This is a genomic window from Paenibacillus sp. JGP012 (assembly GCF_014203995.1).
Lineage (GTDB): Bacteria > Bacillota > Bacilli > Paenibacillales > Paenibacillaceae > Paenibacillus > Paenibacillus silvae.
Window position 1 is genome coordinate 147,002 of sequence record NZ_JACHKG010000005.1, and the last position, 22,794, is coordinate 169,795.

The 22,794-nt window shown below is 50.8% G+C and carries 17 protein-coding genes and 1 pseudogene; 2 read left to right on the plus strand and 16 right to left on the minus strand.

Features of this window, described 5'->3' with window-relative positions; translation table 11 throughout:
* Window positions 1–147 precede the first annotated feature (147 nt).
* The 10 genes and pseudogenes from HNR77_RS08900 to HNR77_RS08945 all read right to left on the minus strand — a co-directional run bounded on the left by HNR77_RS08900 (window position 148) and on the right by HNR77_RS08945 (window position 11,789).
* Window positions 148–1,449: an opine metallophore biosynthesis dehydrogenase gene (locus tag HNR77_RS08900; RefSeq protein ID WP_184182693.1), complete on the minus strand. Its 1,302-nt coding sequence runs from the start codon at window positions 1,447–1,449 to the stop codon at window positions 148–150.
* An 18-nt stretch (window positions 1,450–1,467) separates the two neighbouring features.
* Window positions 1,468–2,265: a methyltransferase domain-containing protein gene (locus tag HNR77_RS08905; protein WP_397366415.1), complete on the minus strand. Its 798-nt coding sequence runs from the start codon at window positions 2,263–2,265 to the stop codon at window positions 1,468–1,470.
* 101 nt (window positions 2,266–2,366) lie between these two features.
* Window positions 2,367–3,233 carry a histidine racemase CntK family protein gene (locus tag HNR77_RS08910; RefSeq protein ID WP_184182696.1) on the minus strand — a complete coding sequence of 289 codons (867 nt, stop codon included), beginning with the start codon at window positions 3,231–3,233 and terminating at the stop codon, window positions 2,367–2,369.
* A 367-nt stretch (window positions 3,234–3,600) separates the two neighbouring features.
* Window positions 3,601–4,902: an amidohydrolase gene (locus tag HNR77_RS08915; protein WP_184182699.1), complete on the minus strand. Its 1,302-nt coding sequence runs from the start codon at window positions 4,900–4,902 to the stop codon at window positions 3,601–3,603.
* Between the two features lie 101 nt (window positions 4,903–5,003).
* Window positions 5,004–5,876, minus strand: coding sequence for a LysR family transcriptional regulator (locus HNR77_RS08920; RefSeq protein WP_184183140.1), 873 nt, complete (start codon window positions 5,874–5,876; stop codon window positions 5,004–5,006).
* 105 nt (window positions 5,877–5,981) lie between these two features.
* Window positions 5,982–6,530 (minus strand): NADPH-dependent FMN reductase, encoded by a 549-nt coding sequence (ssuE, locus tag HNR77_RS08925; RefSeq protein ID WP_184182702.1) that lies wholly within the window; start codon window positions 6,528–6,530, stop codon window positions 5,982–5,984.
* A 25-nt stretch (window positions 6,531–6,555) separates the two neighbouring features.
* A pseudogene (locus tag HNR77_RS08930) lies at window positions 6,556–7,478 on the minus strand (ABC transporter permease).
* A gap of 94 nt (window positions 7,479–7,572) precedes the next feature.
* Window positions 7,573–8,505 (minus strand): ABC transporter permease, encoded by a 933-nt coding sequence (locus HNR77_RS08935; protein WP_184182705.1) that lies wholly within the window; start codon window positions 8,503–8,505, stop codon window positions 7,573–7,575.
* Window positions 8,506–8,576: 71 nt separating this feature from the next.
* A complete protein-coding gene (locus tag HNR77_RS08940) occupies window positions 8,577–10,226 on the minus strand; it encodes an ABC transporter substrate-binding protein (RefSeq protein WP_184182708.1) in 1,650 nt (549 codons plus the stop codon).
* Between the two features lie 219 nt (window positions 10,227–10,445).
* The gene (locus HNR77_RS08945; RefSeq protein WP_184182711.1) at window positions 10,446–11,789 is read right to left on the minus strand and encodes an LLM class flavin-dependent oxidoreductase; all 1,344 of its coding nucleotides are present in this window, start codon (window positions 11,787–11,789) and stop codon (window positions 10,446–10,448) included.
* Window positions 11,790–12,751: 962 nt separating this feature from the next.
* On the opposite strand from HNR77_RS08945, the gene HNR77_RS08950 reads away from it, so the two are divergent.
* Window positions 12,752–13,087, plus strand: coding sequence for a hypothetical protein (locus tag HNR77_RS08950; RefSeq protein ID WP_184182714.1), 336 nt, complete (start codon window positions 12,752–12,754; stop codon window positions 13,085–13,087).
* Window positions 13,088–13,684: 597 nt separating this feature from the next.
* Here the strand turns inward: HNR77_RS08950 and HNR77_RS08955 are convergent.
* The 6 genes from HNR77_RS08955 to HNR77_RS08980 all read right to left on the minus strand — a co-directional run bounded on the left by HNR77_RS08955 (window position 13,685) and on the right by HNR77_RS08980 (window position 20,633).
* Entirely contained in the window at window positions 13,685–15,340 is a 1,656-nt protein-coding gene (locus tag HNR77_RS08955; RefSeq protein ID WP_184182717.1) for a glycosyltransferase family 2 protein, read from the minus strand.
* 66 nt (window positions 15,341–15,406) lie between these two features.
* A complete protein-coding gene (locus tag HNR77_RS08960; protein WP_311768599.1) occupies window positions 15,407–16,705 on the minus strand; it encodes a GT-D fold domain-containing protein in 1,299 nt (432 codons plus the stop codon).
* Between the two features lie 233 nt (window positions 16,706–16,938).
* A complete protein-coding gene (locus tag HNR77_RS08965; protein WP_184182719.1) occupies window positions 16,939–17,670 on the minus strand; it encodes a sugar phosphate nucleotidyltransferase in 732 nt (243 codons plus the stop codon).
* Window positions 17,667–18,440 (minus strand): glycosyltransferase family 2 protein, encoded by a 774-nt coding sequence (locus HNR77_RS08970; protein WP_184182722.1) that lies wholly within the window; start codon window positions 18,438–18,440, stop codon window positions 17,667–17,669. The genes HNR77_RS08965 and HNR77_RS08970 overlap by 4 nt, the downstream gene beginning before the upstream one ends.
* Window positions 18,437–19,555 carry a glycosyltransferase family 2 protein gene (locus HNR77_RS08975; protein ID WP_260410432.1) on the minus strand — a complete coding sequence of 373 codons (1,119 nt, stop codon included), beginning with the start codon at window positions 19,553–19,555 and terminating at the stop codon, window positions 18,437–18,439. Before HNR77_RS08975 ends, HNR77_RS08970 begins: the two co-directional genes overlap by 4 nt.
* A gap of 127 nt (window positions 19,556–19,682) precedes the next feature.
* A complete protein-coding gene (locus HNR77_RS08980) occupies window positions 19,683–20,633 on the minus strand; it encodes a glycosyltransferase family 2 protein (RefSeq protein WP_184182725.1) in 951 nt (316 codons plus the stop codon).
* Between the two features lie 564 nt (window positions 20,634–21,197).
* Between HNR77_RS08980 and HNR77_RS08985 the strand changes: the two genes are divergently transcribed.
* Window positions 21,198–22,763, plus strand: coding sequence for a M4 family metallopeptidase (locus HNR77_RS08985; protein ID WP_184182728.1), 1,566 nt, complete (start codon window positions 21,198–21,200; stop codon window positions 22,761–22,763).
* Window positions 22,764–22,794: the final 31 nt, after the last annotated feature.

The following is a 22,794-nucleotide window of genomic DNA, read 5'->3' on the forward strand; positions in this document are numbered from 1 at the left end:
TTCGTTCCAAGCCAGGAAGTTTTCCGCAGGCGTGCCGGGGCACGTCAAGGGAAAGTGACGCAGCAGGGGGCGAAAAGGCGGTAAAATATGCACTTCAGTAGGTTTCAAGACACGCCCTAAATTCAACTTGCATTTTTTATATCAAAATCAATCCTTACTGCCGGTTAGAGCACTGCAAATCATCTGAATATCCTGCTGAAACGACTGGATTACAAATGCTGTAGACAGACGCTGATCCGGGTGTGCACGGGCCGTTTCCTGAAGCTTCGCTTCATATGTGGCGATAAAATGGTCAATCGTAGGGCAGCTGGCCTGCACATGTCTGGCAATGCCCTGAATGATTTTGATGCGGTAGTAATCCTCCTTCGGCATTCTCGGAACGTCGAGCTCTCCCTCACGGTTCGTAAATATGCGGCGAAACGGCACAGCGGAGAAGTCGAAATAGGCTCCGGCAGCATCCGGCTCCGAGAACGGATCAATCAATAACGAGGCGTACCGTATGTATAATAAAAATTCCTGATGAATCGCCTGCAATTGATCAAATTGCTCGATATCCTGACGTGATAAACTCTCTAATCGGACCGGGTAGTTGTCATCCGTCATAAACTGCAGCAGATTGATTCCCTGAACATGGAGTCTGTCCGTAATCTGCGTAATCTCCTGCCATTGTTCCCGCATGCTGCGAATTAACGCAGGTGTAATCGGGCCTTCGGGATACAACTTGTAGACATATTTTTGCACGCCCTGCTCACCGAAGATCGCCTCCAGTGAGAAAGCATTCATAAACAACGGTGGATGCACATATAACGAAATATTTCGCGTCTCCGCCTCCAGCGGGGAAGACATCACGCCGAGTGAAATTTGCAATCGCTCGAACAGCTCACGTAATTGCTGCACATATGCTGAAGAGGGCACTGTGGAGCCAATGTACACCTTCCTTTTCACTCCTGTAGTGATGACCTGATTAGACGGCTGCCCATGCATCCAACGCGTATCTCCCAGATACGTAGAGAAGCTGATGATCTCCGCCTCTGCTCCCCGTCCCTGCAAATATTGGCTCACCAGCAGACTGGAACCAAACGTCGGTGAAACCAGAATGACATATTTCAGTTGCTGTATAACAGCATCATCTATTTGCTGTAATACGTCGATATAAGCATCGGTTGTGACAGCCAGAACCAGCGTATGCCATTCTCCTGCTAGTGTGTCGTATCCTCGGAATACCTGATCCACGATACACTCTCCTGCCAGGGCATAATGCTTTTCATTTTGTATGGTCACTTGAACCTGCTGCCCATTCTGTTCCAATGCTGCATAGAAGGCTGCTGACCGCACCGATTCCCTGCCCGCCAGACCAACGTGACAATCAAGATCATTTTTGAACGTAACAGCCAGCTGGATGGACGCAGGACCTGTGCCGCATAACAGAACTCGTTGAACACCGCTCATTGATCATATATGCCTCCCTTACACACTCTTCTGGTATAACGCAATATCGAACACATCATGCGGCCGCAAAATGTTATCTGCGAGCCTCCATTTCCGGTCGTCCGTCTCCCGCATCGGATAATTGAACAGCGATTTCAACTGGTTGCCGTAACGCATCGCCACGACGACCTGTGCATTGGTCAACGCATGTAATTGATCAAGCAGATCGTATTTGTTGGCTACGGTTGAGCTGAAAATGATATGGGTGGCTTCCCTGGTATATGGCAGATCCTCCAGCAGCGACGATTCCAGACGAATGTTTAATTCTGCCCCAAGCGTCTGCACAACTCCTCGCCCAAGCGTAATTGCTTCTGCATCAATATCAATGCCTACCACCTGTGCTCCGGTTCGCCGTGCAATCAGTAGCGGGGTCATCGGGAAGGAACCGGAACCGACCAGCAGCACTTTCGAATCAGGCATCACCTGAAAGCTGCCAAACTCTTTGTCGATACATTCTTCGATATTTTTAAAATAATCCGCAATCTGCACTTCTCCATCCTGCAGCTTCAATGCCCGGTACTTCTCCATAATCGCTACACACCGGGCTGATTGATCTCTAAGTTCCTGGATCAGCGGCTCAAGCTCCTCCAGCTCTGAAGGTCTCAACATATCCCAAGCTTCCCGATGATCCTCATCCGTCACAAAACGGGAATAATCATTAATAACTGTCTCCAGCTCGGAGCTGTGCTCAAGCGTTTGGTCATACCTGACCGCAAGATTGCTGAACTGTGAAGCGAATTCGGTAAGCTTTGTCTCAAAGTGGATTAACGTGATCAATAGTTTCTCCTCCTGCATCTCGTTATCGTCACACCGTGCTGCCAGATTTAAGATAAAAAGCTTCACTCGTATACATTGAAGGCCTAGATACGGAGTTTTGCTCAGATACTCGCCATACTTCTGCTCCGTTCCAGCGGGGCATCAATAAAAGCGGTTCCGTGAGCTACAATTCCAACATTGCCCTCGATCGTAATTGCCTTCACACCTGCTGCATTCCACTCGGCAGTCACCTTGATTACTCCTCCAGGCTGCTTGATCAGCTGTGTAACCTCCCGCTCTGCAAACCAGGCCAGATAAGCGCCTATGGATGCTGTGCCCGACCCGCAGCCCCTCTCCCAGATGAGGCTATCCAGCTGCGGAACATAAATTAACGGAACCATCTCTTCTGTGGTTGGACGGTATAACAGAATGCCAATCAATTTGTCACCCGTCGTAAGTCCGAGGAGCCGCGCCAGACGCTGTGCCCGCCGTCTCATCGTGTCATCGAAATCCTGAACTTCGATCACAATATGAATAAATTCGGCATATCGAACAACAATCATCTCCAGCTCCATACCTTCAAACGTGAGCGCCTTGCGCTCGATCAGTTCGGGAACAGGCATCGTAACTTGGCAATCATACCGATTCTCCCGCTTCTTCACATGACAGTAAATCAGGGTCTCTGTGCCTGAAACATCCAGCTTGACGTTCATTGAAGCCAGCTGCTCCAGCCCCTGTTCAGAGGCAATATGGGCAGCAAGTGCCATGCACGCATTACCACAGAACTCTCCTCCAGCCATCTCCAGACGGGCGGCGGCTCCCTGCTTGCGCGGCGGCTCAATGAACCCGACCTGCTCAGCGTAGACATGATCATAAGACATCAGACTGGAGGCAATGTCGCCGTAATGCTCGGCAGCATGATTCGTTTTGACCAGAATAGTCATGTTCTGCGTTGGACTACATTTGATAAAATCAATCTCATGTTTCATGCCAGCGGCTGCTCCTGTTCTTATGAAATTTGAATTGAAGTCCTCCAATTGCTTGTCTGTCATCTAATAGTAATAATTACGATTAAACAAGGAAGAATATAGCACATGCATTAGGGGTCGTCAACAAATATTTCCATGTGCGTCATTAGCTGTGCTGATCTATAAATATAATTACTGTGTAATTTAGAAGCATTGTTGGTTAAGAAAACAGAAATAGAGCTGACGTCCGGCGCCAGCTCTTCAGCTAATGGTATAGAAGATACAGATCAAGAGATACCGATCCATCCGTTTTCATACGAGTGACCCATACAACGATGATGGGCGAAGCAAAAACTGATTTTTCGTCTGATCAGGTGTCCCTTTACCCTCAACAACGAATCTGACCTTGCAGACGGTACAGCGCATGCTCTGCCAGTGCTGCCAGCAAGTGCGCGCCCAGCGGCAACGCCTGCTCATTCACATCAAAGCCCGGATGATGCCACTCATGCGGGCCCGAGGTGCCGAGGAAGAGGAACAGACCGGGCACTTCTTTTTGATAAAAGGAAAAGTCCTCCCCCGCCGGAGAGGGCAGCGGTCTGACGGTATTCAGGCCAAGTTGCTGCGCAGCCTGAACAGCGTTCTCCGCCAGCAATTCATCATTGACCACAGCGGGCGGTCCCTGAATCCAGCGAACCGTTGCACGGGTGCCATAGGCTGCAGCGACACCGGACACCACCTGATTGAAGCGTTCGCGAATAAGCGCCCGTACCTTCTCGTCGAAGGTACGTACTGTGCCATCAAGCACCGCCTCCTCCGGGATGACGTTCCAGGCAGTGCCGCTGTGAATTTTGGTAACGCTGATAACAGCACTCTCCTGCGCACTCACATTACGACTGACAATGGCCTGCAGCGCGGTGACGATGTGCGAAGCAACGACAATCGGATCGATGCCCGCTTCCGGCACTGCGGCATGGGTGCCTACACCTTCCACCTTGACAACAAAACCGTCTGCCGCCGCCATCAGTGCCCCCTCACGAATGCCTACAGTGCCAACTCGCAAATCCGGTTTGTTATGCAAACCAAATATAGCCTGTACCTCGTCCAGTGCCCCGCTCTGAATGACCTGCCGTGCACCTGTCGCCTTCTCCTCCGAAGGCTGGAAGATGAGACGTACTCGCCCGGGAAGACGGGCTTCACGCTGCTTCAGCAGCCGTGCGGCTCCAACGAGAATAGCTGTATGGGCATCATGCCCGCACGCATGCATACGCCCTGCGATCTGTGAAGCAAACTCCAGCCCGGTCTGCTCCTGAATCGGCAGAGCATCAATATCCGCCCGCAGCGCAACGACAGGTCCCTCCGTCTGTCCCACTTCAGCGATCAACCCGGTACGCAGCGTATACTCATCCGCAAGACGAACGCCTTCCTTCTCCAGCCAGCCACGAATGGCTGCGGTTGTTTCCTTTTCCTCACCAGACAGCTCAGGGTTGCGATGCAGATACCGCCGGATAGCGGTCAGCTCTTCCGCAAATGCTTCATCTTGCTCTACATGTTGTGCCTGCAGCTGTTCTTCTTGCTCATCATTTTGCTTTTCTGCATCCTGCTGGTGTCCTTGCTCTTCATCCGGCTTGCCCAGTTGCTCCTCATCCGGCTGCTCAAGCTTCCGTCCAGACTGCTCCAGCTCACTTCTCATTCCGTCCCTCCGTTCAGCTTCAGGTTATGTGATGGTTGCTTCGGTTTTCTCTTGTTTTGATTCGCTTCCCTGCACAATTCAATGGCAAAATGCTGTTGCAGCTACAGCTGCCGCAGCATTTCCCCGAAGGGCTCGGCAAATGGCGAATACTCCTCCTTCAAGGTCACAACACTGATCTGCAGCGATACTCCTGCCACTTCATGAATCTGAATAGGGAACAGCTCCTGACGTTGTACCTCCTTCTTTACCGTAAGCCCTGGGAGAAAAGCAATGCCTGCCCCCTGCATGACCAGTTTCTTCGCTGTTTCTGAATTATCGACATGATATGTAATGTCCGGCGGATGCTCCAAAGAATCGAAAGCCCGATGAATTCGAAGCCAGTCCAGTGATCCACATTCAAAGAAAACCAGCTGCTGCTCCCGAAGCGCCTCCATACTGACATGTCCACGCTCAATGAAAGGATGGTCTTTGTATACATACAGCTGGATTGGATCTTCGTAAAAAGCAACGGTACGAATGGCGGGATGCATGACCTTGCGTACAAAGGCCAGATCAATCTCATGGCCGAGCAGTTTGGCAATCAGCTGATCTGTTGTTGCGGTGGTCAGCTTGATATTCACCTCGGGATATGTTGCTTTGATTCGGGGCAGAAAATCAGGAATAACATAATTAGACACCGACACCGTGCTGCCGAGACGCAAAGCTTCAGGTGTTGTTCTCCGCTGCTGAATTTTCTGTCTTCCCTTCTGAAGGACTTGCAGCACCTGCTGCGCATACGGTAAAAATTTGCGGCCCTCATCTGTCAGCACAATCTGCTTGCCTAGCCGGTCAAACAGCTTGCACCCCAACTCTCTTTCCAGTGACTGGATGCGTGCCGTAACCGAAGGCTGGGACAAGAAGAGTACTTCAGCCGCCTTATTGAAGCTGCCATAGTGATTGATATATACAAATGCTTCAATGTTCTCTACATTCATGGGCGCCTCCGTATCTACGTCCGCAGACGTTTTAGCAAGGGAAACAGACATCGCTGATGGTAAGACCATCATCCATTTTCATTTTTCCTATCATATTACTCGGTTTTAGTTTATCGTAATACCGTCCTTTTCCAGTGTCAATCTTAATTCTTCCAGAGACCGATCCAGACGGGCGGTAATATCTGCCGCAAGTGTAAATGTTCCGTCCTCATTGCGTTCAATCGCCTGATCCACTGCGTATACGCCGCCAAGAATATGGCGTCCTCCGAGTGCGGTAAGCACAGGCTTCAATGCATAATCAATGGCAAGCAAATGTGCAATCGAACCGCCAATGACGAGCGGGAGAGTTACCTTATCCCGGAGTCCTTCTTGTGGAATCAGGTCGAGAAACAGCTTGAGCACACCCGAATAGGCTGCCTTATATACAGGAGTAGCCACAATAACAGCATCCGCTGCATCCACAATGGCAAGTGCATCCTGAATGGCCGGGCTGTCGAATTTTGCTTGCACCAGGTCTTCAGCCGGCAAATCAGTCACCTGAATCACTTCAACGGAAATACCAGCTTTGCTTAACGTATGGCTACTATAATCCGTAAGTCCTGTCAAACGTGAACGCTTGGACGGGGTTCCGGCAATAATAACAACATGTGACATGTTATTTTCCTCCTTGGAATAGCGGTCAGGCCGCTCCTTTTACTTTTGGATCTAGTCTATCGCGAATATCGTCCCAATCAGATTTACAGCCAGAACAAACAGCGTAATGGCCAGACCCGGGAATGTGCAAATCCACCAGGCTACCGTCAAATACCCTCTGCCTTGGGACAGCAATGCACCCCAATCGGGAATTTCCTTCAATACACCGAGTCCGAGAAAACTGAGTCCCGATCCGGTCAATATGGATGTGCCTACTCCCAGCGTTGCCATAACGAGCAGCGGCGACAAGGAGTGTGGCAGAACATGCTTCCAGAAAATACGGGCGTTGGAACCGCCCAGTGAACGTGTTGCGGTAATAAAGGGCAGATTCTTCACCGACATGACCTGACCACGCATCACCCGGGCATACCCCGGTATCGAGGCTGCTGCCACCGCCAGCGCAATATTCATCAGTCCGGGGCCAAGTGCAGCGGCAACAGACAGTGCCAGCAGAACACCAGGCACAGCCATAAGAATATCTACGGCACGCATTGTTACGGTATCAACGATTCCGCCCACGTACCCCGCAAGGATTCCAAGCATGCTGCCAACAAGACCGCCCACAAGCACGGAAGCAAAACCAATCAGCAGGGAATCTCTGCTGCCATACACAACCACACTGAAAATATCTCTTCCGAAATAATCCGTACCAAACAGGTGTACAGCAGAAGGAGCCTGTAGTATTGCGTCCGTCATCATCTGTGTGGGATCATACGGAGCAATCCAACCTGGAACGATCGCACAGGCCACAGTAAAAATGACGATTAGCAGCGCGACATACAAGAACAGCCGCGATACTGCGGATGAAACACGATGCCGCCAAGACAGGCGGCTCCATCCCCACAAGCCGGCTTTCCCTGCGCTGCCTGCCCATGCCTTTTTGTCACCAGCCAAAGGTTTCATGCTCATAACCATTAACGCCTCCTTCTGCGTGCGCCTGATGCGCTATTCCTGATATTTCTGATGGTCTGATGGTCTTGGTATGATGGTATGATGAACTGTCTCATGTACGAACAGCTCGCCGAACCCGGGGATCAATGTACGAATACGAGATGTCTACCAGCACATTCAGAACGACATAGATGATGGATGTAAAAAACACAACCCCCTGCACCACCGGCAAATCCTTTGCCATTAATGCATCGGCAATAATACGCCCGATTCCCTGTCTGGAGAATACCGTCTCCACCACCACGGTGCCTGCCAGCAGATCACCGATCAGCATGCCAATCACCGTAACTGCGGGGATAAGCGCATTACGCAGTGCATGACCATACATGATGACACGTTCAGACATTCCTTTGGCTCGCAGTGCAACGATAAAGGGCTCATGAATGACTTCCAGCATGCTGTTGCGCACCATGCGCACGATGAAGCCCGCGCCGACCAGTCCGAGTGTGGCAGCCGGAAGCACCAGCGAACTGAATCCGTCCGAACCCATCGCCGGAAACCAGCCGAGCTGCACGGAGAACAGCAGAATGAGCAGAATGCCGGTCCAGAAGGTAGGCATGGATATGCCAAACAAACCAACGAGCCGGGCTACAAAATCAATGACACCATTCCGGTGCACTGCGGACAAAACGCCCAGTGTGATTCCGATCGTAATGGCAATTAGCGAGCTTAGTGCAGTTAAAGCCAGGGTTGCCGGGAAATGCTCCAGAATTTTAGGCAGCACCGGATCGGAGATCACCATGGATTGACCAAAATCACCACGCAGCATATGACCAAAATAGTTCGCAAACTGTACGTAAAACGGTTGGTCCAGTCCAAGCTGTGCCCGGAGGTTCGCGATCATCTCCGGGGTAGCCGTGGACGGGTCCAGCATAAGCAGCACCGGATCACCCGGCAGAAGATACATGATGCAGTACACCAGCACCGAGGCTCCAAATATAACGAGCAGTGACGTTGCCAGCCGTGACAAGACAAGTTGAATCATACCGGGATGTCTCCTTTCTGAGACCAGAATGTGCTATAAGCTTCTGTTAAAGTCAAGGGCGGGTGCATCTTTTATTGCTGAATGCGTACATCATTAAAGAGCGGATAACCGAGCGAATCAAATGTTATGCCTTGCACATCTTTGGAGGCAGCCACTGTATAAGGGAAAACGTAGATTGGCAAAATAACCGCCTGTTCAATCAGGTACTTCTGTATCTGACTGTAGATTTCTACTCTTTTCGCGGTATCCTTCTCCACCGCACCCTGCTCTAACAGTTGATCAATCTTTGGATCAGATAGACCCGATAATGTCGGGCGTTCTCCTTCCGCACTTGTATGATAGAAGGCATACAACGCGTTCGGATCGGAATTGACCTGGCTGTTGCCATACAGATCATAGTCCCAGTTCTGATAGATCACGGTAGCAACGTCTTTGGTAATTACCACTTCAACCGCAATGCCCAGCGGTTTCAGCTGCTGCTGAATGATCGCAGCAATGTCATTCCGTTTCTCCCGGTTAGGGGAGCCATCCACATATTTCAGAGTCAGCTTCTTCCCGTCCTTCGCCCGAATCCCGTCAGCGCCCTTGACCCAGCCCTGCTCATCCAGCAGCTGGTTAGCGCGGTTGATATCCGGGGTGATGCTTCCTTCAAGCGCCTTGTCATAGCCGAGAATGCCTGGAGACAATGCAGACCATGCGCGCTCGTAGTTGCCCAGATACAGGGTTTTCACAATGGACTCGACGTCTACAGCGGATTGAAGCGCCTGCCTTACTTTTACATCATCCCAAGGTGCCTTGCGCAGATTGAAAAAGAGGGTATACGGCAGTCCAACGGTATTGGCCTGCAGCAGTTGCTGGTTTGCATCACTTTTCAGCGCAGCGATATTTTGCGGCGGCACAGTCTCGGCGGCAAGCACCTGCTTGCTTTGTACACTTCCGATGCGTGTTGCTTCTTCCGGTACAATTTTAAACGTGATCGTATCAATATAAGGAGCGCCTTTGTTTTCCACCGTGTCCGGTCCCCAGCTGTAATCCTTGTTTTTGGCTACGACGATATCCGCATTTTCATCCCATTTCACAAACGTAAACGGTCCTGTACCTACCGGATTTTTGCCCAGCTGATCTCCATATTTTTTCGCTGCTGTTGGAGACACAATGCCCAGCAAGGCCTGACTCAAATTGCCCAGAAAAGCCTGTGACGGTACAGCCAGATTCACCTTGATTGTATATTCATCAATGACCTCGGAGGAGCTGTAGGGTCTGATCAGGGCAAGGGCGTTGGCGGCTTTGGTGGCGGGATCAATGACCCGATCCAGATTATACTTCACCGCTTCGGCATTAAACGGAGTTCCATCATGGAACTTCACGTCCTCACGCAGCTTGAACGTATAACTTTTGCCGTCCCCCGACACACTCCACTCCTTGGCGAGCCAAGGCTTAATGGAACCATCGGGCAGCTGCACCACCAGATTGTCATAGATGGTTCGGATGGCGCGTACGGCTACAGCAAGGCCGCTGCGATGCGGGTCCAGCGTATCCGGTGAGGTTGCGAGTGCAAACGTAAGATTACCGCCTTCAGCCGTTCCAGCCTGGCCGCCCCCTTGGGAAGCCGCTGCTGTACCGCTTGTTTTTCCTCCTGACGCCGCTCCGCATCCAGACAATACCATCACCAATGCTAATGCCAATGCCACGTATTTTGTCCATGAAACAGACCTGTTCATATCGCTTCCCCCTCTGTGTATACAGGTGTCATTAATGTGCTATGGTAAGCAAACTTGCATATAATTTATATTTCCTATGAGAAAAGTGGGTTTTAAGGCGTGGAAGACTCTATTCACTTTATTAATTCATGCTCCAGATGCATTTATGCTTCATTTTACGATGGACTATACTGTCACCGCGTTTAGACAACATTCATGAAACAGGTACATGACGTTTGATTAGATGACGTTCGACTCTTCCTGTGTTCTGGCTGCGGTATAGCGGTTTACAGGCACCTGTACACCCAGATTGCCACGCAGCGTGTCATGCTCATATTCCGTGCGATAGATACCGCGTTCCTGCAAAATAGGCACCACCAGCTCCACAAAGTCGGACAATCCGCTAGGCAGTTCAGAAGCAATGATGAAGCCGTCTGCTGCTTCTGCCTCGAACCATTCCTGAATTTTGTCGGCCACTTGCTCTGGTGTACCCAGGAATTGACTCCGTGGTGTTGCAGCCCGCAGAGCAACTTCCCGCAACGTTAACCCCTGTTCTTTCGCATCCTTCTTGATTTTGTCTGTTCCGCTGCGGAAGCTGTTGCTGCCAATGCCATGCAGTTCCGGGAACGGTTCATCCAGCGGATATTGGGAGAAATCATGATACTCGAAGAAACGTCCCAGATAATCCAGTGCTTTATCAATCGTGACCAGACTCGCGATCTCCTGATACTTCTGCTCGGCTTCCTCTGCCGTGCGTCCTACAATGGGATTGATGCCTGGCAAAATGACGATATCCTGTGATGAGCGACCATAAGAAGCAGCTCTTGTTTTCACATCCTTGTAGAATGCCTGTGCATCTTCAATATTGTCATGCCCGGTGAATACAGCATCCGCTTCCTGAGCGGCCAGCGTTTTGCCATCCTCCGAAGAACCTGCCTGGAAAATAACCGGCTGTCCCTGCCGCGAACGAGCAATATTAAGCGGCCCCTGTACCGAGAAAAATTCGCCTTCATGATTCAGCGTATGCAGCTTGGAAGGATCAAAGAATACACCGCTCTCCTTGTCTCGCACAAATGCATCATCTTCCCAGGAATCCCACAATCCTTTGGTCACCTGCAAATACTCCTTGGCAATGCGGTAACGCTCCGGATGTGTCGGATGATGACTTTTGCTGTAATTTTTTGCAGTGCCTTCGAGCGGGGACGTTACTACGTTCCAGCCTGCACGTCCGTCACTGATCAGATCGAGGGAGCCGAACTGTCTGGCGACTGTAAACGGATCACTGTAGGATGTGGAAAGTGTGCCAACCAGGCCAATGCGTGAGGTTACTGCAGCGAGAGCGGAAAGAATACTGATCGGCTCAAAGCGGTTGAGAAAGTGGGGAATGGATTTTTCGGTAATATACAGTCCGTCCGCGATGAAAACCAGATCAAACTTGCCCTCTTCTGCCTTCAAGGCCTGACGTTTGTAAAACCCGAAGTTCACACTCGCATCAGACAAAACCTCCGGGTGTCTCCAGGTGGTGTTGCTTCCTCCTACACCATGAATGATCGCTCCAAATTTCAAACTACGTTTTGCTGTCATATGCACTCCGCCTTCCTGAAATAAGTTACTGTACAAGAGTAAAATTGGGTCGTAAAATGAACGCTGCTCCTGCGGTACAAAAAACAAAGTTAAAATTCTGAAATCCGCTGTCGCCCCAAAACTTGATTATTCCTATGAGTTTTGTTTGTTTTAATTTCACACAGCTTATCACTGCCCTGCAAACAGGTCAACCGTGCTTCTAATAGATTTTTTCTATAACGATATTGCAAATGTATATAAGGAGATGAGGCCACAAATCAGAATGCATTTTTGTTCACACAGCAGCTGCTTCATCAACCTTTTCAAGCAACTGAGCCAGTTTTTTGGATGATGACATCGATGTACCTCCCTGGTTTCTAAAGTATCGTTTCCTCTTATTCAGACGATCTAAATCACCAATTCCCATCTGTTAAGTCGGTTTATGGCTATAATGTACTCCCGCTCGCTCTCAGGGTCAATGGATCTCCTAATAGAATACTCCTATAACAGCATAGAAAAATTGTATTTTATTTTCGAAAATAGATAGTGTCGGAAAACAACGGAACTTTGTTAGACGATTTTAAGAAAACGTAGGGCAAAAAAGGAGTGAGCTCATACTCACTCCTTTGCTTTTAATTTCGCCTTGATAATCTTTGCTTCTGCTAAACTTGATGCCGGAGAACTGATAACCAAACCTTTATTCTGGAATTTTTCATTCGTTAATTTCGTGTAAAATTCAGGTTCTGTAACAATAATTGCATATTGATTCGCCTGTTTATCAAAATAAAGTTCTCACTATATACATGTAAGATGGTGATTTAATGTCTATTTGTTCATCAGTACTACACCCTTTAATTCTCTGAATTTCACCGAAGTTCACATATATTTCATATAACAAGATAAATTCGACCTCATTCTCCATTTACTATTGGAATTAATTATTATAATATGTAAATGTATTCCAATAAGAGAGGATGATTGAAATGAGAAAAAAATTTATTACTGGCCTATTAGCTGTCGTTACCTGCTTTACCATTTCCTCTACGTCTTTTGCATCAAGTCCTGTCATCACTAATATGGGTAATACTACAACTGAGACATCTAACATTGTATCTCCCCATTCTTCCTCAAAGTGGGTTGAGCAGTATGTAACATATAATAAGCTGCACTATCCTAATAGTTCTGATGTTCCATCTACTTACTACTATGATGATGCTCCATATTACGGGTATATTACACTTATCTCTCTTGTGACTAGAACTACAGAAACTGATCAATGGTGGATAGCTAAGTATCAAGGATTCATCTACAACTGGTGAACAAGCCGTGCCCTCCTGTAACAGGAGGGCTTTAGAAAATAATCTTTTTTCAAGCAAATTTCTATATATAGTAAGACAATTGCCACTACTTTTCACATCCTTGAATTCAAGAGGTTTCAAATATAGAGTGCTTCCTACAAGCATAAGGCCTCTCCTTAGATCGGTTCTATTTTCAATTTATTCTATTTTATACGAATGATAATATGTATGACCCTTTTAGCAGATCGGCTACCTGCAGTTGTATCATCATAATACAGGTATCACTGATATCACACTCTGCCTTCCCCCTATCTCAGCATTCTGAAAAGAGCAGTTACCCACAGTTCTCATCGTTCATTGCAGGACTTAAAGGGCATAGCCGATTCATGACCTTTTAGTCTCGATCAACTCATCAAGCGTTGCTTTGCTTCTGTAACATCTACCTCTTCATTTCTCCTCACTTGCCTTAGGGGTAACACTTAATTATATAACCTGTGTCTGAAATACCTCATGCGGAATGAACAGATCAGAGTGAACGTTCAGCCTAATGCTGCGTACTCTGCTGTGCTGTTCATTCCGCATGTTTCATATACTGCTTCAAACCGCGAGCGGTGATCATTACAGGTCCTGGGTCAGCAGCTGCGGTGGCGCAATAATTGGCAAGCCTTCCGGGATCGCGTGGAGCAGTTCAACTGGTATCTGCTGTACATGTCGGGAGCTAACCCCCCAGCGTTCCGCAGCATAACCCGACACAAACCTTCTGCGTTTGCCTTCACTGATCTGATACCATACTTCGGGTGCGTTGGAAGCCGCAACGATGCTGCCGCAGGCAGCTACCTTGCCTGCATCCGAAGTTATGGCTGGCTGTGCCTGCGCCGGTTCAAACGGCCAACTGCGAATATCCCCTGCAGCGTTGATCGGCTCACCTGAGGGGATGCCGAGCAGATCAGGTTTGGCTACCAGAACGGGCGAAATGCCGCGTGGAACTGGAATGTTCAGCTTGCGTCGCTTCCTGCCTTTTAAGGTGTAGGCGTCCCCCTTGAGATCAACAAGCAATGCCTCTTCGGGATAGAAATCGCTGCTGCGTCTGAGGCAGGATATCGAAGCTTCCTTTTCAAAATCAAAGCCTGCTGCCAGTTGATGCTTATCTTCCTTTCCATTGGCTAAGGGTACGTTCCGCCGGGATCGCGATTGGCTGTCCGCATGCTCTGATTGTATCAGCCGGGAGGTTTCGGCAATGAGCGTGTGAGGGTCTCCCCATTTTTCGCTGTAAAATTGTTCATTGCCCTGATTCACTGTGTTGAACTGCTGTTCTCCGAGCTCTTTCATGCTTACACTTCCGTAGTGATGAATAAAAGCATCCCCCGCCACGGCAAGACGATATCCGAGCATACGCACGCGGACAATCCAGTCATCATCCTCAAAATTGCCTACCGCGTACCCTTCATCCAGATAACCTACACGCTCAAACAAATCTCTGGAGAACAGCCAGCAGAATCCAACGAGTCGGTCCGTCAACCGATGTTTGCCTGTATCCGGGCGATTCTGGCTGGCAGCAAAGGTCCACATCTCCTTCACATCATGATATGGCACCTCAATCTGCTGATCTCCGCCAATATAGTTCGTCACAGGGCCAACCACACCGATCTGTGGATCACTGTTCAGACACGCCATCATATTCTCAAGCCAGCCGGGTGTAACAAGCGTATCGTTGTTCAGCACGACAATATGACGTCCTTTGGCCATCATCAGACCAACGTTAACGCCCCCGGCGAAGCCCCGATTTTTCTCCAGTGCAGCAACTCTTACCATGCCTCCTTGGCGAAGCAGCGCTTCTGCCGTGCCATCCCGAGAGGCATTATCGACCACAATAATTTCGTAAGGGGCCGGGGTATGTTTCTCGATGCTCGCCACACATTGCAGCACATAATCACGCTTATTGTAGGTCGGGATGATAATGCTCACTCCCTCAAAAACAAGGCCGAATGAGTTTTGTCCCTGACGCAACCCGTCTTCATAACCTCGATTGTACCCTTGTTTATATAGCTTGGTGCTTCGAAGGCTTCGAGCATTTCTTTTGCCTTTGCGTGAAGACAATCGTCGATGACGGCTGCCTGCTGCATGAAGCAGAGCGGTAGCCGATGCCTCGGTACGATGAGCAGCATTGCTCAATGATGGTCCGGACTTTTTACTTTGACCGCTCTCCTGCGAGCTGCCTTGTCTGTTTTTTCGTGCGTTGCGTGTGTGATGAAACGTTTTTTTCGATTTCTTCATGCTGCTTCCTCCATTCCACTCGTGCCTGTAGCAAGTTGCTCCTGATCTCCTGCTCAGGACGATCCACTAGAGTTGAAGCTCTCCTGTCACCAGTTTGTCAGCCAAATGTCCAAAATCGAAAGCAACTTTTCCCAGTTCTCCAGCAATGCGTCTGCACAGCACCACTGCCGGAATGCCCGCTGCAACTAGCGCAATATCAAAGGTTTGCTCCGCAGCATGCTGCATCACTCTCGGAATATCTGCCATACCCGCCACAGACGGAAGTATACCTGTAATCTGTACTCCATGCTGATGCAGCAGAACTCCCAATTCTGCTGCCTGACTGCCGATAAGCAGCACCCTCCGTCCTTGCAGGATGGGAAGCAGCAACCGCGAATGATGCAGGCTGTAATTGATCGTTGAGCTGGTCAATTTCAGACTGGACCAGTTGATGCCGAAATGGCGCAGTACCGGGAATAACAGTCCTTGAAATGTAGGTGCGCGTGAGATGGGCACTCCCACCCAGTCCGCACCCTGGATAGCTTCCGCCAGCATCGCGCGGATGTCCGGCGTGGAGCATGGCACCCCTGCATACGGCAGAAACGGTGCCAGCTCCTGCACTTCAAGAGCGGGCAGCACCGTATCCGCTGCCAGCGTAAGCAGTTCGCCATCCCCGAGGCGAACAACAGACAGGGGGCGCTGCTCATCGAGCGCTACCATGATGTGACCAGCCAGCTCATGAGGGCTGGTCAGCCGGGTCAGGCTGGGCGCATACTGGCGGAAGCCCGCCGCGATCAAATCTGCCGCTGCAACAGCGGGCAGAATGTGATCCGGCGGGATGTGCTTCGCCACCAGCGCCTCGCCCCCGGCGTATACGCCGTCGCGGTAACCCGCGGCGTAACCGCCGGGCACTGCCGCCTGCGCGGCCTGCTGCGCAGCCGCCGGCGGCACGCCGTTTGCGCTGCCCGCACTCGTGGCAGCGCCTTCCCGCCCCGCGGGCAGGGCGACGACACCCGGCGGGTGTGTCGTCTGGCGCGGGGCGGGGCCAGCACCGCTGGCAGGCATCGCCTGTGGCGAGCTTGCATGCGGTGCTGGCTGTGGCGCACGGCGCATCGCCGTGCGCTGCTTGGCGCGGGCCGCGGCGCGGCGGCCCTGCGCAGAGGCGTGCCTGCGCTGGGCCGAGCCCTGGCGCAGGCGCCCCTGTGCCCGGCCGGCCAGCGCTGCACGGCTGGCACGCGCCGCCCTGCCCGCATGGGGCACAGCTCGGGCTCTGCCTGATTTGCCCGTAGTCACCACACCGCCAGCTCCACCCGCACGTTTCACACTCCCTGCCTTACCCGCACTCCTTATGCTCCCTGTTCTCCCTGCGCCCTTCACATGCCCCACTTCCCTGCATTCTCCACTTGTATCGCCCTGTCCATGCGCCCTACACTTCCTGCCTTACTTGCACTCCTTCTGCTTCCTGCTCTCACACCAATCCCTCCTTGAACATGGAAAAGGATCGCCGCTGACGCTGCGCAAAACGCCGGAGCTTTCTTCAAGGCTCCGGCGCAAGCTTGGCTTCGATCATCTGTGTCGATCAGGCACCGCACAGCGGCTGTACTATCGGTTTATATCCGTTATGGCAGCTGCCCCTTCATACGCTCAGCTGCCTCCTGGAGCGACTCAAATGTACCCGCGTCGCTCCAGTATTTTTGCAAAATGTCGTACTCCAGTCCGCCACTGGATGCATAGTGATTGTTGACATCCGTGATTTCCAGCTCTCCGCGTGCCGATGGTACAATGTTATGAATCAGATTAAACACATGATCATCATACATATATATGCCGGTTACACAGTAAGAGGTCTTCGGCTGGCCTGGCTTTTCCTCAATATATGCGATACGTTCCGGGTGCTGCTCGTCAAAAACAGGCACACCGTACCGCCGCGCATCATCCACCCCTTTGAGCAGTACACGTGCGGTACCGGCAGGCTGCTGCATATATCGGTCCACGTAAGGCTTCAAATCGTCGCTGAACAGATTATCGCCCAGCAGCACCACAAATTTTTCGCCCGGAAGAATAAAAGTAGACGCCAGATCGAGCGCTTCAGCTATGCCGCCGGCTTTTTCCTGAATGCGATAGGTCAGCTTGACCCCGTGATCTGCTCCGCCTCCAAGATACTCCGTATACAAACCTGCGGAATGTTTATTGATAACAATCAGGATATCCTCAATCCCTGCCTGACGAAGCCTGTCGATACCATACATAATCATCGGATGTTTGCCGACGGGAAGCAGATGTTTATTAATAAGCCGGGTCAGAGGGTACAATCGGGTCCCTGTGCCGCCAGCAAGAATTACACCTTTCATATCTTGTTCCCTCCTTCATCGGATATGCCCATATATTCAAGTGGATCGACATGCCATTTATTGATAAAAATCGAACGGTTGCGCTCCAGTAATTGTTTCCATTCGATCGGATCCGTCTTTTGAAAGCTCGCACTGCCTTGATGATGTACGAGTACATCACCACACACCAGAAGTCGGAATCCCAGCAGCCTCGCCCGGTAACAGTAGTCATCGTCTTCATAATGCCCCGGGGAGTACGCTTCATCAAGCCATCCTGCCGCATTCACCACACTTCGTTTCATCAGCATGCACAGTCCGACGATTCGCCGCACTTCCTTCCACCGCGACGCATCCGAAACGTTGCTCGCAGCAGCCAGCTCTTGAAAATGTGCCATATCCCGAAACTCTATCTGCACCTGTTGAATGCCGCTGGCGTAATTGGTCACCGGACCAACGATGCCCACATCCTCAGCACTGTACAGTGCTGCCCGCATATTTTCCAGCCAGCGGGATGTCACGGTAACATCGTTGTTCAGCAGCAGCAGTTCATCCCCGCAGGCGGCGCGCAGCCCTGCATTGCAGGCAGCCGGGAAACCCCGGTTTTCAGGCAGACGAACAAATCGTATGCGCTCTCTGGCACAAAACTCGGCACTCCCATCCGTTGATCCGTTATCCACAACGATAATCTCGTATGGTGTTGATTCCCCTGTGTATGTTCGAATGGCCTCCACACAAGGTTTTAACAGTGAAAGTCCGTTATACGTCGGTATAATTATGCTCGTTAGCGTCATCTCGCGTTCCTCCTGTATGCAACCTCTGCCCGAGAGAGAACACTCGACTGGGCAGCGTTCCCACCTGAGTTCAGCCAGACAGCCAGTGCTTCCAGATGATCACCCAGAATCAGTCTGGCAACCTCGTTGTTGCTCCCTGTATTCCCGGGGCGCAGCCGATTGGAGCGGATGACATCCACCTGACTCGGAGCAGATACCCGCAGCCCGTGCTGGATGGCAAGCATCTGCGCTTTGGGTGGAACCGCCAGTGAAGCAGGTTTCACCGTTTCAATCATACGTCTGGATACAGCATGCGGTACAGCAGTCATCGAGTTCGAGCCAAGCTCCCGCCTGCCCAGCGTATGGTTCAAATACGCTTTAATGCGGCTGACCTCATCCTGCTTGGCAAATGGCGGAAGCAGAGAGGTCAGATTGTTAAGTGCAACATCCTGTCCCCGGTCAACAGCGAAGAGAAAAGGAGCCAGCTCCTCGGCAGGCACGACCATATCCCCATCTACAAACAGAACCGTCTCTGCATCCGTCATTTTGACTCCCAGTGCACGCCCTACATCATGTCCGGCCCGGTCTGGTTCATACACAAGCGTAATGCCCGGCTGCTGCAGCACCCGCTCCAGACTGTTATCTGTCGTTCCGTTTAATACAACTACAATATCACGCAAGGGCAACCGTTTCAGCTGGATCAGCACCTGCCCCAGCGTTCGTTCCTCATTGCAGGCACAGACTACTGCAGCGGCGGTATGGCGGAGAGCGAGCGGCACAATGTCTGGCGAACGGCCCGAGGATTGGGCATACCCCTGCATAAATACTTTTCCCGCCTGCATGGCATCCTCCCATTGCTCCAGTCCCGGTTGATCCGCTGCATAAGCCTGCCATGCAGCCCGAGCATGTTGATTCACCAGATCGGCATCCATCGTCGAAGATTTGCCTGCAAGTCTGCCCGCTCGCCAGTACGAACGAAGGTCCAGTCCCAGCTGCCGTTCTTTTCCTCGACTTCTCTTCTGACGAAGCTTGCGTGTTGTGCCTTTCCCGGATAGGGGCCTGCTCCTCAACCTGCTCGCGGACGTCCGCCTGGCCAGCGTTTGTCTGCGAACCGCCGCTCGTGGTCTCGTTTTCATTGCTGTCACCTCCAGCATCATACTGCAGCCGGCACAGAACCCCATCCACGATTGCGCCTGGCCTATAATCCCTCTCCCTTACCGCAGCTGGGGCATAACCCTGCTCACCATCCGGCTGTTCTTCCCTCTATATGGTCAAACTTCGAACACGCTGTAAGTCCGGAAAGCCACCTCGCGCACCACGTGTATCGGTAATCCAGCGAATAGCCTCCAGATGATCCTGCAGCACAACTTGGCTAAGCGGATCAGCTTCTTTTCGTTTCCTACTGCGAACCGCATTCAATCTTCCCACAGGCACATGATGAACGGCCTGCACCCGAAGCCCCCCAACGATCGCTTTCGCATGAGCAAGCGGCGGAATTTCCAAAGAGGATGTCTCCATGATCTCCAGTGCTCTGCGGTTGATGGCGTGCGGAACGGCTGTCATGGAAGCTCCACCAAGATCGGATCTGCACAGCAGACTGTTTAACATATGTTTCGCTTCAACAACCGGATGCACCGGATTTCGTGTCACCGGGCCGTTGTAATCGTTCAACGCAACATCAACGCCTTTCAGCACCGCCTGCACGAATGGTGCAAGATGTTCAGCCGCAACCTTGATGTCGGCGTCGGTAAACAGCAAAATCTGCCCTCTTGCAGCTGCAGCCCCTGCTCTCCGTCCCCCGTCATGCCCCAGCGCTTCCGCATATTGAATCACACGCGCTCCTGCCCGCTCGGCTTCGCTGGCCGTAGCATCGGTTGATCCATTCACAATAACCAGCACCTCCGCATCACGGCATATTCGCAAGCATTCATGCACTACAGCGGCAATGGTACGCTGCTCGTTCATCGCTGGAATAATAACGGACAACAGTGGCCCGTGAGCATTATCCCCGATCTGGTGAACCGTTTCCCTGTCATCACGAACAAACTTCCCCTTCTCTTGAGCAGCCTCGTCAACCGTGACGGGTGCGATGAGCACGTAGGCCTTTTTACCCTTTTTCCTTCCGGAATATATTTGTTTTTTCCTCGCCGCCCCTCCGGAGCGTTTATTCCTTGTTTTTGTTGCAAAACGGGCTTTAATCCGTTGTTTCCGCAACCATTTCACCTCCCGCAAATCGATCCTGATCATGCCAAGGGAGTACACGTTATTCTATGTATTCGTGGAGCAGTGGAAACGGCTTTTGCCCTTGCTGTATGCAGGTTCTAAGCATGGATTGATGCAAAACAAGCCTTTAATTTTGACAAAATCCGTCAAAAAAATCAGATTCCACATCGTTTCCCCGTCTTTAGACACAATTTTGTTAAAAAGCTGACATAACATCTTTTCCAAACTTTTACACTGTGATACTATACGATTCAAGCCGATGATATTTACAATTTTAACCTTCTCAAGAACTCACGTTCCTAACTTCGCTTTCTCCATTCATTTATTGACCTTTGGTTAGTTATAGCCATTAGTCTTCTTCTCCCGCCGTGTACAGGCAATTGCAATAACCTTGAAAGGAGTGATGCCATTCCATAACTGTTATTCACACATTTCTGTCAGCCCCGCTTCTCATCCAAGCTCCACACTCCGCCCTGCCCGATGCAGACGGACAACCAGCCGAGATAGGCATAATCCCTTTTTATTAAAATTTGATCCAGAAAGGAAGAGTAAACGATGAAATTTGCCAAAGTTATGCCAACGATTCTTGGAGGAGCACTGCTGCTTGCTTCCGTATCCTCTGCTACCGCTGCCCCGATCTCTGATTCATCCATTCCATTTGAGGCTCCATACACCTCCGAGGAGAGTTTACTGTTGACCAATAATCCGGATGAAACCATTTACAATTACCTGGGGCAACAGGAGCAATTCCTGAATGCCGATGTCAAAGGCCAGCTCAAAATTATTAAACGCAGTACGGACACTTCCGGCGTAAGGCACTTTCGTCTGAAGCAGTACATCAAAGGTGTTCCGGTATACGGTGCAGAACAAACGATCCATCTGGACAAGAACGGCGCTGTAACTTCCGCACTTGGCGATCTCCCGCCCATTGAAGAACAGGCTATCCCGAATGATGGCGTTCCCGCAATCAGTGCAGAGGATGCCATCCAAGCTGCCGAGAAAGAAGCTACCTCCCGTATTGGCAAGCTGGGCGCACCGGAGCTTGAGCCAAAAGCCGAGTTAAACATCTATCATCATGAAGAAGACGGTCAAACCTATCTTGTTTACATTACAGAAGTTAACGTGCTCGAGCCTGCTCCGCTGCGAACCAAGTATTTCATTAACGCGCTGGACGGAAGCATCGTATCCCAGTTTGATATCATCAACTTTGCCACAGGTACAGGTACTGGCGTGCTGGGTGACACCAAAACGCTGACCACCACGCAATCCGGCAGCACCTTCCAATTGAAAGACACCACTCGTGGTAACGGCATTCAAACCCATTCAGCGAACAACAGCTCCTCTCTGCCAGGAACCCTGCTTACCAGCTCCAATAATATATGGACAGATCGTGCAGCTGTAGATGCACACGCTTATGCTGCAGCCACATATGACTTTTACAAAAATAAATTCAACCGCAACGGCCTCGACGGTAACGGATTGTTGATCCGCTCTACGGTGCATTATGGCTCCAATTACAACAACGCCTTCTGGAACGGGGCACAAATTGTATTTGGTGACGGCGACGGCTCATTGTTCCGTTCTTTCTCCGCTGATCTGGATGTTGTCGGTCATGAATTAACACACGGGGTCATCGAGTATACAGCCGATCTGGAATATCGCAATGAACCCGGCGCTCTGAACGAAGCATTTGCCGATATTATGGGGAACACGATCGAGAGCAAAAACTGGCTGCTTGGCGATGATATCTACACTCCTAACATTCCGGGGGATGCACTGCGCTCCTTGTCCAATCCTACGCTGTATGATCAACCTGACAAATACAGTGACCGCTATACAGGTACGCAGGATAACGGCGGTGTGCATATCAACAGCGGTATCATTAACAAAGCCTATTATCTTGCAGCCCAAGGCGGTACACATAACGGTGTAACGGTTAGCGGCATCGGCCGGGATAAAGCAGTCCGTATTTTCTACAGCACGCTCGTGAACTACCTGACGCCAACCTCCAAATTTGCAGCAGCCAAAACAGCGACAATTCAGGCAGCCAAGGACCTGTATGGTGCCAATTCCGCTGAAGCTACGGCCATCACCAAAGCTTATCAAGCAGTAGGTTTGTAAAAAAAGAAACCCGACCGTTTCGCTCCCCTCA

Excerpts from the sequence above, each read along its gene's own strand:
- HNR77_RS08915 (WP_184182699.1), bottom strand. The coding sequence starts at position 4,902 with ATGAGAAGTGAGCTGGAGCAGTCTGGACGGAAGCTTGAGCAGCCGGAT.
- HNR77_RS08900 (WP_184182693.1), bottom strand. The coding sequence starts at position 1,449 with ATGAGCGGTGTTCAACGAGTTCTGTTATGCGGCACAGGTCCTGCGTCC.
- HNR77_RS08985 (WP_184182728.1), top strand. The coding sequence starts at position 21,198 with ATGAAATTTGCCAAAGTTATGCCAACGATTCTTGGAGGAGCACTGCTG.
- HNR77_RS08920 (WP_184183140.1), bottom strand. The coding sequence starts at position 5,876 with ATGAATGTAGAGAACATTGAAGCATTTGTATATATCAATCACTATGGC.
- HNR77_RS08970 (WP_184182722.1), bottom strand. The coding sequence starts at position 18,440 with ATGACGCTAACGAGCATAATTATACCGACGTATAACGGACTTTCACTG.
- ssuE (WP_184182702.1), bottom strand. The coding sequence starts at position 6,530 with ATGTCACATGTTGTTATTATTGCCGGAACCCCGTCCAAGCGTTCACGT.
- HNR77_RS08955 (WP_184182717.1), bottom strand. The coding sequence starts at position 15,340 with ATGAAGAAATCGAAAAAAACGTTTCATCACACACGCAACGCACGAAAA.
- HNR77_RS08935 (WP_184182705.1), bottom strand. The coding sequence starts at position 8,505 with ATGATTCAACTTGTCTTGTCACGGCTGGCAACGTCACTGCTCGTTATA.
- HNR77_RS08910 (WP_184182696.1), bottom strand. The coding sequence starts at position 3,233 with ATGAAACATGAGATTGATTTTATCAAATGTAGTCCAACGCAGAACATG.
- HNR77_RS08975 (WP_260410432.1), bottom strand. The coding sequence starts at position 19,555 with ATGAAAACGAGACCACGAGCGGCGGTTCGCAGACAAACGCTGGCCAGG.
- HNR77_RS08945 (WP_184182711.1), bottom strand. The coding sequence starts at position 11,789 with ATGACAGCAAAACGTAGTTTGAAATTTGGAGCGATCATTCATGGTGTA.
- HNR77_RS08950 (WP_184182714.1), top strand. The coding sequence starts at position 12,752 with ATGAGAAAAAAATTTATTACTGGCCTATTAGCTGTCGTTACCTGCTTT.
- HNR77_RS08940 (WP_184182708.1), bottom strand. The coding sequence starts at position 10,226 with ATGAACAGGTCTGTTTCATGGACAAAATACGTGGCATTGGCATTAGCA.
- HNR77_RS08965 (WP_184182719.1), bottom strand. The coding sequence starts at position 17,670 with ATGAAAGGTGTAATTCTTGCTGGCGGCACAGGGACCCGATTGTACCCT.